Source organism: Pseudomonas japonica, from assembly GCF_900188455.1.
Classification (GTDB): domain Bacteria; phylum Pseudomonadota; class Gammaproteobacteria; order Pseudomonadales; family Pseudomonadaceae; genus Aquipseudomonas; species Aquipseudomonas japonica.
Map to the genome: position 1 here is coordinate 127150 of NZ_FZOL01000004.1, position 13015 is coordinate 140164.

General features: G+C 62.5%; 10 protein-coding genes. 9 read left to right on the forward strand and 1 reads right to left on the reverse strand.

Annotation, left to right across the window (positions count from 1 at the left end; translation table 11 throughout):
• The first annotated feature begins 19 nt into the window (after positions 1–19).
• Together argE and argA are read left to right on the forward strand one after the other, a co-directional pair.
• A complete protein-coding gene (gene argE / locus CHB99_RS06915; RefSeq protein ID WP_042121106.1) occupies positions 20–1168 on the forward strand; it encodes an acetylornithine deacetylase in 1149 nt (382 codons plus the stop codon).
• A gap of 115 nt (positions 1169–1283) precedes the next feature.
• The gene (gene argA / locus CHB99_RS06920; RefSeq protein WP_042121107.1) at positions 1284–2582 is read left to right on the forward strand and encodes an amino-acid N-acetyltransferase; all 1299 of its coding nucleotides are present in this window, start codon (positions 1284–1286) and stop codon (positions 2580–2582) included.
• 71 nt (positions 2583–2653) lie between these two features.
• Here the strand turns inward: argA and CHB99_RS06925 are convergent, their stop codons facing one another.
• On the reverse strand, positions 2654–4030 hold the full coding sequence (locus CHB99_RS06925) for a glutamine synthetase family protein (protein WP_042121108.1): 1377 nt from the start codon (positions 4028–4030) through the stop codon (positions 2654–2656).
• Positions 4031–4632: 602 nt separating this feature from the next.
• On the opposite strand from CHB99_RS06925, the gene CHB99_RS06930 reads away from it, so the two are divergent.
• From CHB99_RS06930 to CHB99_RS06960, 7 genes are all read left to right on the forward strand, one after another.
• Complete coding sequence (locus CHB99_RS06930) at positions 4633–5994, forward strand: glutamine synthetase family protein (protein ID WP_042121109.1); 1362 nt, start codon at positions 4633–4635, stop codon at positions 5992–5994.
• 48 nt (positions 5995–6042) lie between these two features.
• A complete protein-coding gene (locus CHB99_RS06935) occupies positions 6043–7404 on the forward strand; it encodes an aspartate aminotransferase family protein (protein ID WP_042121111.1) in 1362 nt (453 codons plus the stop codon).
• 159 nt (positions 7405–7563) lie between these two features.
• Positions 7564–8661, forward strand: coding sequence for a polyamine ABC transporter substrate-binding protein (locus CHB99_RS06940; protein ID WP_042121112.1), 1098 nt, complete (start codon positions 7564–7566; stop codon positions 8659–8661).
• Between the two features lie 163 nt (positions 8662–8824).
• The gene (locus tag CHB99_RS06945) at positions 8825–9919 is read left to right on the forward strand and encodes a polyamine ABC transporter substrate-binding protein (RefSeq protein WP_042121113.1); all 1095 of its coding nucleotides are present in this window, start codon (positions 8825–8827) and stop codon (positions 9917–9919) included.
• A 59-nt stretch (positions 9920–9978) separates the two neighbouring features.
• Positions 9979–11121, forward strand: coding sequence for an ABC transporter ATP-binding protein (locus tag CHB99_RS06950; RefSeq protein ID WP_042121114.1), 1143 nt, complete (start codon positions 9979–9981; stop codon positions 11119–11121).
• Positions 11118–12038, forward strand: a complete 921-nt coding sequence (locus CHB99_RS06955) for an ABC transporter permease subunit (protein ID WP_042121115.1) — start codon at positions 11118–11120, stop codon at positions 12036–12038. Before CHB99_RS06950 ends, CHB99_RS06955 begins: the two co-directional genes overlap by 4 nt.
• Positions 12035–12925 carry an ABC transporter permease subunit gene (locus CHB99_RS06960; RefSeq protein WP_042121116.1) on the forward strand — a complete coding sequence of 297 codons (891 nt, stop codon included), beginning with the start codon at positions 12035–12037 and terminating at the stop codon, positions 12923–12925. Before CHB99_RS06955 ends, CHB99_RS06960 begins: the two co-directional genes overlap by 4 nt.
• Positions 12926–13015 lie beyond the last annotated feature (90 nt).

Sequence of the window (13015 nt, forward strand, 5' to 3'; positions counted from 1 at the left end):
CGTTTCCAGGAGAACGCGCATGTCGCTGCCATCGCTCAAGGACCAGTTCGCCGCGCTGATCGCGGCGCCTTCGGTCAGTTGTACCCAACCGGATCTGGACCAGTCCAATCGCGCGGTGATCGATCTGCTCGCCAACTGGCTCGGCGACCTGGGGTTCTCCTGCGAAATCCAGGAAGTGACGCCGGGCAAGTTCAACCTGCTCGCCAGTTTCGGCAGCGGTCCCGGCGGCCTGGTGCTGGCCGGGCACAGCGATACCGTGCCATACGATCCGCAGCTGTGGAAAAGCGATCCGCTCACGCTCAGCGAAGAGGGTGACCGCTGGATCGGCCTGGGTGTGTGCGACATGAAGGGCTTCTTCCCGTTGATCATCGAGGCGGTCCTGCCGCTGCTCGACCAGCCGTTCAGGCAGCCGTTGCTGATTCTGGCGACCTGCGACGAGGAGAGTTCCATGTCCGGCGCCCGCGCCCTGGCCGAGGCCGGGCGGCCGCTGGGACGGGCGGCGGTGATCGGCGAGCCGACCGGGTTGAAGCCGATCCGCCTGCACAAGGGGGTGATGATGGAGCGCATCGACATCCTCGGGCGCAGCGGCCATTCGTCGGATCCGTCCCTCGGCCACAGCGCCCTTGAAGCCATGCACCAGGTCATGGGCGAGCTGATGGCCCTGCGTCGGCAATGGCAGCGCGAGTACAACAACGCGCAGTTCACCGTGCCACAGCCAACGATGAACTTCGGCTGCATCCACGGCGGCGACAACCCCAACCGGATCTGCGGCCAGTGCGCCCTGGAGTTCGACCTGCGGCCGTTGCCGGGCATGGACCCGCAGGTGCTGCGCGCGGCGATCCGCGGCAAGCTGGCGCCGCTGGCCGAGCAGCATCAGGTGAAGATCGATTACGCACCGCTGTTCCCCGAGGTCCCGCCATTCGAGCAGCGCGCGGATGCGGAACTGGTGCAACTGGCCGAACGTCTTACCGGTCATGCGGCCGCGGCAGTAGCCTTCGGCACCGAAGCGCCTTATCTTCAGCGCCTGGGCTGCGAGACCATCGTGCTCGGCCCCGGTGACATCGCCTGCGCCCACCAGCCCGGCGAGTACCTTGAACTGTCACGCCTGGCGCCTACAGTGCGTCTGTTGCGTGAACTGATCCAGCATTACTGCCTCAGCCCGGTCTGAGAACAGTCCTTTTCTCATAGAGGAGAACGCGTGTGACGCCTTGCCTGTTGCGACGATAACCCTTCGAGCGCTGTGTGCCGTTCCGTTCTTGTTTTAATCCTTACAGGCTCAGGTCATGCCCGAATACGTCAACTGGCTGCGTCACGCTTCTCCCTACATCAATGCCCACCGGGACTGCACCTTCGTGGTCATGCTCCCGGGAGACGGGGTCGAACACCCCAACTTCGGCAATATCGTCCACGATCTGGTGCTGCTGCACAGCCTCGGAGTACGCCTCGTTCTGGTGCACGGTTCCCGTCCGCAAATCGAAAGCCGCCTCGCCGCGCGTGGTCTGAGTGCCCATTACCACCATGGTCTGCGCATCACCGACGCGGCGACGCTGGAGTGCGTGATCGATGCCGTGGGGCAACTGCGTATCGCCATCGAGGCACGCCTGTCGATGGACATGGCCAATTCGCCGATGCAGGGCGCGCGCCTGCGGGTGGCCTCGGGCAACCTGGTGACCGCGCGGCCGATCGGCGTTGTCGAGGGGGTCGATTATCACCACACCGGCGAGGTGCGCCGGGTCGATCGCAAGGGTATCAATCGCCTGCTGGACGAGCGCTCCATCGTGTTGCTGTCGCCGCTGGGCTACTCGCCCACCGGCGAGATCTTCAACCTGGCCTGCGAAGACGTCGCCACCCGCGCCGCCATCGAGCTGGCGGCGGACAAGCTGCTGCTGTTCGGCGCCGAACCGGGTCTGCTGGATGCCAGTGGCCGGTTGGTGCGGGAGATTCGCCCGCAGCAGGTGGCGCCGCATCTGGAGCGTTTGGGTAGCGACTATCAGGGTGAATTGCTGGATGCCGCGGCAGAAGCGATCCGTGGCGGCGTGGCGCGCAGCCATATCGTCAGCTACGTGGAGAATGGCGCGCTGCTCAACGAACTGTTCACCCGCGGCGGCGGCGGTACGCTGGTGGCGCAGGAACAGTTCGAGCTGGTGCGCGAGGCGGCGATCGAGGACGTCGGTGGCCTGCTGGAACTGATCAGCCCGCTGGAAGAGCAGGGCATCCTGGTGCGGCGCTCCCGCGAGGTGCTGGAGCGCGAGATCGAGCAGTTCAGCGTGGTGGAGCGGGAGAGCACGATCATCGCCTGCGCGGCGCTGTATCCGATTGCCGATTCCGATGCGGGGGAGCTGGCCTGTCTGGCGGTGAATCCGGAATATCGCCACGGTGGACGCGGGGATGACCTGCTGGAGCGGATCGAGACGCGGGCGCGGGAGATGGGCTTGAAGACGCTGTTCGTGCTGACGACCCGGACGGCGCACTGGTTCCGCGAGCGCGGCTTCGTGCCGAGCGGGGTGGAGCGGCTGCCGGCGGCGCGGGCTTCGTTGTACAACTATCAGCGCAATTCGAAGATCTTCGAAAAAGCTTTGTAGTCCTCGAGGGCCCTATCGCTTGCCAGCGATGGGGCCATGAAAAACGCCGCCTGATCAGGCGGCGTTTTCAGTTACACGGTATGCAGGTACCAGTTGTACTCGAGGTCGGAGATGGAGTGCTCGAACTCCTCCAGCTCGCTCTCCTTGCACGCGACGAAGATGTCGATGTACTTCGGATCGATGTACTTGTTGAGGATCTCGCTGTCGTCCAGCTCGCGCAGGGCATCGCGCAGGTTGTTCGGCAGGCTCTGCTCGACCTGTTCGTAGGCGTTGCCTTCGACGGGAGTGCTTGGCTCGACCTTGTTGGTCAGGCCGTGATGCACACCCGCCAGCACGGCGGCCATCAGCAGGTACGGGTTGGCGTCGGCGCCGGCCACGCGGTGCTCGATGCGCACGGCATCGGCGGAGCCAGTCGGTACGCGCAGGGCCACTGTGCGGTTGTCCAGACCCCAGCTCGGCGCGTTCGGCACATAGAACTGCGCCCCGAAACGGCGGTACGAGTTGACGTTCGGGCAGAGGAACGCCATCGAGGCGGGCAGGGTCTCGAGCACACCGCCGATCGCGTGACGCAGCGCGGCGTTCTGCTCGGGATCCTCACTGGTGAAGATGTTCTTGCCATCCTTGTCCAGCACCGAGATATGGACGTGCAGACCATTGCCCGCCTGGCCCGGATACGGCTTGGCCATGAAGGTGGTGTCCATCTCATGGTCGTAGGCGATGTTCTTGATCAGGCGCTTGAGCAGGACCGCGTAGTCGCAGGCTTTCAGCGGATCGGCGACATGGTGCAGGTTGACTTCGAACTGCGCCGGGGCGCTTTCCTTGACGATGGCGTCGGCGGGAATGCCTTGTTCCTTCGCACCTTCGAGGATGTCCTGGAGGCAGTCGACGTACTCGTCGAGGTCGTCGATCAGGTAGACCTGGGTCGATTGCGGACGTTTGCCGGAGATCGGCGAGCGTGGCGGCTGCGGGCGGCCGTTCACGTTTTCCTGGTCGATCAGGTAGAACTCCAGTTCGAACGCGGCGCAGATGGTCAGGCCCAGGTCGTCGAACTTGCTCACCACCTGGCGCAGCACTTCACGCGGGTCGGCGAAGAACGGCTCGCCTTCGAGTTCGTGCATGGTCATCAGCAGTTGCGCGGTGGGGCGCTTTTGCCAGGGTTCGTTGGACAGGGTGCCGGGGATTGGGTAGCAGATCCGGTCGGCATCGCCGATGTCCAGGCCAAGACCGGTGCTTTCGACGGTGGAACCGTTGATATCCAGGGCGAAGAGGGAGGCGGGCAGGTTGATGCCTTTCTCGTAAACCTTGTGGAGGCTGGTGCGCTCGATGCGCTTGCCACGCACCACACCATTCATATCTGCAATCAGAAGGTCAACGTAGAGAACCTCAGGATGTTCCTTAAGGAACGCGTTCGCTTCGTTAAGCTGAACGGCACGCGGGGGTACCGACATGATGCAACACCTTTGTTGTTAAAAATATCAATCAATTGGGGCTTGCAAGCCCAGTCAAACGGAAAGCCCGAGTGAAGTCAAGCAAGGCCCATGATGCCCTAAAAAGGCACCATAGCGGCAATTTTGCTGCAATTGAGGGCGTCGACAAGGGCTGCTTTAGTCGTTGAAGAGCTGGAACATGAAAGCCGTATTTTATTTTTTACGGGGGTGTTGTGTAAAAAAATGAACAAGGCTAAGCTCGGTCGCAACCCATAACATCAATAATACCGGGGGTTACATGTTACGCCTGTCGATCAACGGCGATCGCGGCTGTCCAGTCTGGACAGGCCCGGACGTCACTTTCGCGAGCAGCGATCGCTGCCTGCCCGTCGTGTTCAATCCGGCCAAAATAGTTGACGGCCAAGGCGATGTATTCCCGAAAGATTCACCCTCTCATACTGCCATTCATGACTATAGTCGGCTCCCCCGCATCCCGATGGATGCCGGAGCGGCATTCTCCCCGCGCGGCTTTTGCTTTGCCTTCGCGCGGCATCCAGAATGCTGGAGACGGCCCGTTGCGGGCGTCCTGACCACAGTCCAGGCATTTACCTCCCGAGGTATGTATGAGTAGCAGCAATCTCGACCAGCTCACCGATTGGCTGAAAGAGCACAAAATCACCGAAGTCGAATGCCTGATCAGCGACCTGACCGGCATCACCCGGGGCAAGATCTCGCCGACCAACAAGTTCATCGCGGAAAAGGGCATGCGTCTGCCCGAGAGCGTCCTGCTGCAGACCGTGACCGGTGACTACGTCGATGACGACATCTATTACGAGCTGCTCGACCCGGCCGACATCGATATGGTCTGCCGTCCCGACGAGAACGCAGTGTTCCTCGTGCCATGGGCCGTCGAGCCGACCGCCCAGGTCATTCACGACACCTACGACAAGAAGGGCAACCCGGTCGAGCTGTCGCCGCGCAACGTTCTCAAGAAAGTCCTGAAACTCTATGCCGACAAGGGCTGGCAGCCGATCGTGGCGCCGGAGATGGAGTTCTACCTGACCAAGCGCTGCGAAGACCCGGACTTCCCGCTGCAGCCGCCGGTCGGCCGCTCCGGTCGCCCGGAAACCGGTCGGCAGTCGTTCTCCATCGAAGCCGCCAACGAGTTCGACCCGCTGTTCGAGGACGTCTACGACTGGTGCGAGCTGCAGAATCTCGATCTCGACACGCTGATCCACGAAGACGGCACCGCGCAGATGGAAATCAACTTCCGTCATGGCAACGCGCTGTCCCTGGCCGACCAGATCCTGGTGTTCAAGCGCACCATGCGCGAGGCCGCGCTCAAGCACAACGTCGCCGCCACCTTCATGGCCAAGCCGATGACCGGCGAGCCGGGCAGTGCCATGCACCTGCACCAGAGCATCATCGACGTGAAGACCGGGAAGAACATCTTCTCCAACGCAGACGGTAGCATGAGCGAGCTGTTCCTCTATCACATCGGCGGACTGCAGAAGTTCATCCCCGAAGTGCTGCCGCTGTTCGCCCCCAACGTCAACTCGTTCCGCCGCTTCCTGCCCGACACCTCGGCGCCGGTCAACGTGGAGTGGGGCGAGGAAAACCGTACCGTCGGCCTGCGCGTACCGGATGCCGGCCCGCAGAACCGTCGTGTGGAAAACCGCCTGCCCGGCGCTGACGCCAACCCGTACCTGGCGATCGCCGCCAGCCTGCTGTGCGGCTACATCGGCATGGTCGAGGGCGTGAATGCCAGCGCACCGGTCCAGGGTCGTGGCTACGAGCGGCGCAACCTGCGCCTGCCGCTGACCATCGAGGACGCCCTGGAACGCATGGAGAACTGCCGTGCGCTGGAGGCCTATCTGGGCAAGAAATTCATTGCCGGCTACGTCGCGACCAAACGCGCCGAGCATGAAAACTTCAAGCGCGTGATCAGTTCCTGGGAACGCGAGTTCCTGCTGTTCGCGGTCTGATAAACCCCGGGGCCGCAGGAGCGCGGCCGCCAGCAATCGGAGAAGCACATGAGCGTCAAGAACCCGCAAACCCGCGAGTGGCAAGACCTGAGTCGTGATCATCACCTGGCGCCCTTCAGCGACTACAAGCAGTTGCAGGAGAAGGGCCCGCGGATCATCACCAAGGCCCAGGGCGTGCATCTGTGGGACAGCGAGGGCCACAAGATCCTCGATGGCATGGCCGGTCTGTGGTGCGTGGCGGTCGGCTACGGGCGTGAAGAGCTGGTCGAGGCGGCGAGTCGGCAGATGCGCGAGCTGCCCTACTACAACCTGTTCTTCCAGACCGCTCATCCACCGGCACTGGAACTGGCCAAGGCCATCTCCGACGTGGCGCCGGCGGGCATGAGCCATGTGTTCTTCACCGGTTCCGGCTCCGAAGGCAACGACACCGTGCTGCGCATGGTCCGTCACTATTGGGCGCTGCAAGGCAAGCCGCGGAAGAAGGTGATCATCGGCCGCGTCAACGGCTACCACGGCTCCACCGTGGCCGGTGCCAGCCTCGGCGGCATGTCCGGCATGCACGAGCAGGGCGACCTGCCGATTCCCGGCATCGTCCACATCCCGCAGCCGTATTGGTTCGGCGAGGGCGGCGAGAAGAGCCCGGAGGAGTTCGGTATCTGGGCTGCCGAGCAGTTGGAGAAGAAGATCCTCGAAGTCGGCGTGGACAACGTTGCCGCCTTCATCGCCGAGCCGATCCAGGGCGCCGGCGGCGTGATCATTCCGCCAGACAGCTACTGGCCGAAGATCAAGGAGATCCTTGCCCGCTACGACATCCTCTTCGTCGCCGACGAAGTGATCTGCGGCTTCGGCCGTACCGGCGAGTGGTTCGGCTCCGACTACTACGACCTGAAGCCCGACCTGATGACCATCGCCAAGGGCCTGACCTCCGGCTACATCCCCATGGGCGGCGTGATCGTCCGTGACGAAGTGGCCAAGGTGCTCGGCGAAGGCGGCGACTTCAACCACGGCTTCACCTACTCCGGGCACCCGGTGGCGGCGGCGGTGGGTCTGGAAAACCTGCGCATCCTGCGCGACGAGAAGATCGTCGAGCGCGTTCGCGAGGAAACGGCACCCTATTTGCAAAAGCGTCTGCGCGAGCTGAACGACCACCCGCTGGTGGGCGAGGTCCGCGGTCTGGGCATGCTCGGTGCGATCGAGCTGGTCAAGGACAAGGCCACCCGCAGCCGTTATGAAGGCAAGGCCGTCGGCATGATCTGCCGCCAGTTCTGCTTCGACAACGGCCTGATCATGCGCGCGGTGGGCGACACCATGATCATCGCTCCGCCGCTGGTGATCAGCCGGGCCGAGATCGACGAACTGGTGGAAAAGGCCCGTAAATGTCTGGATCTGACCCTCGAAGCGCTGAGCTGATCGCCTGCTAGGCTGGCGTAGTGGCTTTGCGGCATGCCAAGGCGTTGAAAGAGCGCCTTGGATCTTGCCAGACTAGCGCCTGTTTCAGTCGCCCGGCACTGGCACGGACAGGGCCGGCCGCTGAACAGATGGCTTTATAAAAATTCTGGAGCAATACGCATGAAGATATTCGGCAAGACGCTGTTGGCCGTATCCCTGGCCGGGATGGTGGCTAGTGCTGTTCACGCGGACGACAAGGTTCTCCACGTCTACAACTGGTCCGACTACATTGCCGCGGATACTGTGGCCAAGTTCGAGAAGCAGACCGGTATCAAGGTCGTCTACGACGTCTTCGACAGCAACGAGACCCTGGAAGCCAAGCTGCTGGCGGGCAAGTCCGGCTACGACGTGGTCGTGCCGTCGAACAACTTCCTCGCCAAGCAGATCAAGGCCGGCGTCTACCAGGAACTGGACAAGTCCAAGCTGCCGAACTGGAAGAACCTCGACGAAGACCTGCTCAAGGCCGTCGGCGACGCCAGCGACCCGGGCAACAAGCACGCCTTCCCGTACATGTGGGGCAGCATCGGCATCGGCTACAACCCGGAGAAGGTCAAGGCCGCGCTGGGCATCGACAAGATCGACTCCTGGGATGTCGTCTTCAAGCCGGAGAACATCGCCAAGCTGAAGAGCTGCGGCGTGAGCTTCCTCGACGCCCCGACCGAAATGATCCCGGCCGCGCTGCACTACCTGGGCAAGCCGACCGCGAGCAAGGACAAGAAGGACCTGCAGGCTGCCGAAGCCCTGTTCATGAGCATTCGTCCATCGGTCACCTACTTCCACTCCTCCAAGTACATCTCGGACCTGGCCAACGGCAACATCTGCGTGGCTGTTGGCTACTCGGGTGATCTGGAGCAGTCCAAGGCCCGTGCCCACGAAGCCGGCGACAAGATCAAGCTGAGCTACATGATTCCGAAAGAAGGCGCTGGCACCTTCTACGACATGGTCGCGATTCCGAAGGACGCCGAGAACGTCGACGCTGCCTATCAATGGATGAACTTCCTGCTGCAGCCGGAAATCATGGCCGAAATCACCAATGCCGTGCGTTTTCCGAACGGCAACAAGGCGGCCACCCCGTTGGTGGACAAGGACATCTCCGGCGATCCGAGCATCTACCCGTCGGATGAAGTGAAGAAGCAGCTGTACGCGATCAGCGACCAGGATGCCCAGACCCTGCGTCTGATCACCCGCAGCTGGACCAAGATCAAATCGGGCAAGTAAGCCGGGTTTGCCTCGGGGCGCGGCGAAAGCCGCGTCCTTGACGGCTGCAATACAATTTTTTTTGCTGGATGGGTGTATCGAAGGTAAGTTGCGCGCCGGTTCGGTGATCCGGCAGTCATTTCTGCCGCACGCCACACGGGCACTAATGTAGAGGACCTCCCACTTGTCTATTTCCATACTTCGCAAGGCCGTCCTGGCTGGAGCGGGTCTGACGCTGGCATGCAGCGTCCAAGCGGCGCCCACGGTGCACATTTACAACTGGTCGGACTACATCGGCCAGACCACCCTCGCGGACTTCGAAAAGACCACCGGCATCAAGCCGCTGTACGACGTTTTCGACTCCAACGAAACCCTGGAAGGCAAGCTCCTGGCCGGTCGCACCGGCTATGACGTGGTGGTGCCGTCCAACCATTTCCTCGGCAAGCAGATCAAGGCCGGCGCGTTCCAGAAACTCGACCGGGCCCAGCTGCCGAACTGGGACAACCTCGATCCGGCCCTGCTCAAGCGCCTGGAGCGCAACGACGCGGGCAACCAGTACGCCGTGCCCTACCTGTGGGGTACCAACGGCATCGGCTACAACGTCGAGAAGATCAAGGCGGTGCTCGGCACCGACAAGATCGACACCTGGGCCATGCTGTTCGAGCCGGAGAACATCAAGAAGCTGTCCAGCTGCGGCGTCGCCTTCCTCGACTCGGCGGACGAAATGCTGCCGGCGATGCTCAACTACCTGGGGCTGGACCCCAACAGCGAAGATCCGAAGGACTACAAGAAGGCCGAGGACAAGCTCCTCGCCATCCGTCCCTACGTGACCTATTTCCACTCGTCCAAGTACATCTCCGACCTGGCCAACGGCGACATCTGCGTGGCCGCCGGTTTCTCCGGCGATGTGTTCCAGGCCAAGGCCCGCGCCGAGGAAGCCGGCAAGGGCGTGGACGTGGCTTATGTGATTCCCAAGGAGGGAGGCAACCTCTGGTTCGACATGCTGGCCATCCCCAAGGATGCCGGCAACGTCAAGGAGGCCCATGCCTTCATCAACTATCTGCTTGAACCTGCGGTGATCGCCCAGGTCAGCGATTACGTTGGTTACGCCAACCCGAACCCCAAGGCTGGCGACCTGATGGATCAGGATGTACGGAAGGATCCCGCGGTTTACCCACCGCAGGAAGTGATCGACAAGCTTTACGTCAATTCCGAGTTGCCGCCCAAAGTGCAGCGTTTGATGACCCGCATCTGGACCAAGGTCAAGTCGGGCAAATAAAAAATCCGGACCCGCCACGGCAGGGGCGGGTGCAGAACATTCTGTTGGGAGTTTCACACATGGCAGTTGCCTCCGGCGCCTATAAGAAAGCCCTCGAAGGCGACCAGCAATCCAAGCAGGTGCTGGTCAAGATCGACAGGGTCACGAAGAAGTTCGACGAAACCGTCGCGGTGGACGATGTCTCCCTCGAAATCAAGCAGGGCGAGATCTTTGCCCTGCTGGGTGGCTCGGGGTCGGGTAAATCGACCCTGCTGCGCATGCTGGCGGGTTTCGAGCGCCCGACCGAAGGACGCATTTTCCTCGATGGCGTCGACATCACCGACATGCCGCCCTACGAGCGGCCGATCAACATGATGTTCCAGTCCTACGCGCTGTTCCCGCACATGACCGTGGCGCAGAACATCGCCTTCGGCCTGCAGCAGGACCGGATGCCCAAGGCCGAGATCGAAGCCCGCGTGGCCGAGATGCTCAAGCTGGTGCACATGACCCAGTACGCCAAGCGCAAACCCCACCAGCTTTCCGGTGGCCAGCGCCAGCGTGTGGCCCTGGCCCGCTCCCTGGCCAAGCGTCCGAAACTGTTGCTGCTCGACGAGCCGATGGGCGCGCTGGACAAGAAGCTGCGTTCGCAGATGCAGCTGGAACTGGTGGAAATCATCGAGCGCGTCGGCGTGACCTGCGTGATGGTGACCCACGACCAGGAAGAGGCCATGACCATGGCCCAGCGCATCGCCATCATGCACCTGGGCTGGATCGCCCAGATCGGCAGCCCGATCGACGTCTACGAGACCCCGACCAGCCGTCTGGTCTGCGAGTTCATCGGCAACGTCAACCTGTTCGACGGTGAAGTGGTCGACGATGCCGAAGGCCACGCGCGGATCGCCAGCCCGGAGCTGGAACGCCCCATCTACGTCGGTCACGGCGTCACCACCTCGGTGGAAGACAAGTCGATCACCTACGCGCTGCGCCCGGAAAAACTGCTGGTCACCGCGCAGCAACCGACCTGCGAGTACAACTGGTCGCGCGGCAAGGTCCACGACATCGCCTACCTGGGTGGTCACTCGGTGTTCTACGTCGAGCTGCCGAGCGGCAAGATCGTCCAGTCCTTCGTCGCCAACGCCGAACGTCAGGGCTCGCGTCCTACCTGGGGCGATGAAGTCTTCGTCTGGTGGGAAGACGACAGCGGCGTGGTGCTGCGCTCATGAACCCGCGCAAGCTCAAGCGAGCGCTCAATCGCCTGACGCCCGAAGGCCGGCACCTGGTCATCGGTGTGCCGTTCCTGTGGCTGTTCCTGTTCTTCATGCTGCCGTTCTTCATCGTCCTGAAGATCAGCTTCGCCGAAGCCGACGTGGCGATCCCGCCGTACACGGAGATCTACAGCTACGTCGAGGACAAGATCCAGCTCGTGCTCAATCTGGCCAACTACGGCCTGTTGACCGAGGACGAGCTGTACATCTCGGCCTACCTGGGCTCGTTGAAGATGGCCTTCTTCAGCACCCTGCTGTGCCTGCTGATCGGCTACCCGATGGCCTACGCCATCGCCAACGCGCGCAAGGAAAGCCAGACCGTGCTGTTGCTGCTGATCATGATGCCGACCTGGACGGCGATCCTGATCCGCGTCTACGCCTGGATGGGCATTCTCAGCAACAACGGGCTGCTCAATGCGTTCCTGCAATGGCTGGGGCTGATCGACCAGCCGCTGCAGATCCTCAATACCAACCTGGCGGTGTACATCGGTGTGGTCTATTCGTACCTGCCGTTCATGATCCTGCCGCTGTTCGCCAACCTCGTGAAGCATGACCCGAGCCTGCTGGAGGCCGCGTCGGACCTGGGTTCGAGCCGCTTCAACAGCTTCTGGAAAATCACCGTGCCGCTGTCCAAGAACGGCATCATCGCCGGCTGCATGCTGGTGTTCATCCCGGTGGTGGGCGAGTTCGTGATTCCCGAGCTGCTCGGCGGTCCGGAAACCCTGATGATCGGTAAAGTGCTCTGGCAGGAATTCTTCAACAACCGCGACTGGCCCGTGGCCTCGGCCCTGGCCGTGGTGATGCTGGTGATCCTGATCGTGCCGATCCTGCTGTTCAACCGCAGCCAGGCGAAAGAAATGGAGGGCAGGGCATGAAGCGTTTCGAATTCTCCAAGTTGATGCTGGTCCTGGGCCTGCTGTTCATCTACCTGCCGATGCTGATCCTGGTGGTCTACTCGTTCAACGCCTCCAAGCTGGTGACGGTCTGGGGCGGCTGGTCGGTGAAGTGGTACGTCGGCCTGCTCGATAACACCCAGTTGATGGGCTCGGTGATGCGCTCGCTGGAGATCGCCTGCTACACCGCGATCGCCGCGGTGGCGCTGGGTACCCTGGCGGCGTTCGTGCTGACCCGGGTCACCCGCTTCAAGGGCCGTACCCTGTTCGGTGGCCTGGTCACCGCGCCGCTGGTCATGCCTGAAGTGATCACCGGTCTGTCGCTGCTGCTGCTGTTCGTGGCCATGGCGCAGATGATCGGCTGGCCGCAGGAGCGTGGCATCGTCACCATCTGGATCGCCCACACCACGTTCTGCGCCGCCTATGTGGCGGTGGTGGTGTCGGCCCGCCTGCGCGAGCTGGACCTGTCCATCGAAGAGGCCGCCATGGACCTCGGCGCGCGGCCGTGGAAGGTGTTCTTCCTGATCACCATCCCGATGATCGCGCCGTCGCTGGCGGCGGGCGGGATGATGTCCTTCGCCCTGTCGCTGGACGACCTGGTGCTGGCGAGCTTCGTCTCGGGGCCGGGTTCCACCACCCTGCCGATGGAAGTGTTCTCGGCGGTGCGTCTGGGCGTGAAGCCGGAGATCAACGCCGTGGCCAGCCTGATCCTGCTGGCGGTGTCGCTGGCGACCTTCCTGGTCTGGTACTTCAGCCGCCGTGCCGAAGAGCGCCGCAAGCGCGCGATCCAGCAGGCCATCGAGGAAGCGGCCGCGGATGGCTGGAAACAGCCGGAAGTGCGGCGTCCTGCGGCTGTTGCTCAGGCGTAGACGAGTTGCAGGACGAAACGGGCCGGGTGGATTTTCCACCCGGCCCGTTTTCTTTCTGGGGGCTTGCCCGCGAACATCCCCGTAGGAGCG

Bases quoted from the DNA above. Each gene is read 5' to 3' on its own strand.
- argE (WP_042121106.1), top strand. From the start codon at position 20: ATGTCGCTGCCATCGCTCAAGGACCAGTTCGCCGCGCTGATCGCGGCG.
- argA (WP_042121107.1), top strand. From the start codon at position 1,284: ATGCCCGAATACGTCAACTGGCTGCGTCACGCTTCTCCCTACATCAAT.
- CHB99_RS06925 (WP_042121108.1), bottom strand. From the start codon at position 4,030: ATGTCGGTACCCCCGCGTGCCGTTCAGCTTAACGAAGCGAACGCGTTC.
- CHB99_RS06930 (WP_042121109.1), top strand. From the start codon at position 4,633: ATGAGTAGCAGCAATCTCGACCAGCTCACCGATTGGCTGAAAGAGCAC.
- CHB99_RS06935 (WP_042121111.1), top strand. From the start codon at position 6,043: ATGAGCGTCAAGAACCCGCAAACCCGCGAGTGGCAAGACCTGAGTCGT.
- CHB99_RS06940 (WP_042121112.1), top strand. From the start codon at position 7,564: ATGAAGATATTCGGCAAGACGCTGTTGGCCGTATCCCTGGCCGGGATG.
- CHB99_RS06950 (WP_042121114.1), top strand. From the start codon at position 9,979: ATGGCAGTTGCCTCCGGCGCCTATAAGAAAGCCCTCGAAGGCGACCAG.
- CHB99_RS06955 (WP_042121115.1), top strand. From the start codon at position 11,118: ATGAACCCGCGCAAGCTCAAGCGAGCGCTCAATCGCCTGACGCCCGAA.
- CHB99_RS06960 (WP_042121116.1), top strand. From the start codon at position 12,035: ATGAAGCGTTTCGAATTCTCCAAGTTGATGCTGGTCCTGGGCCTGCTG.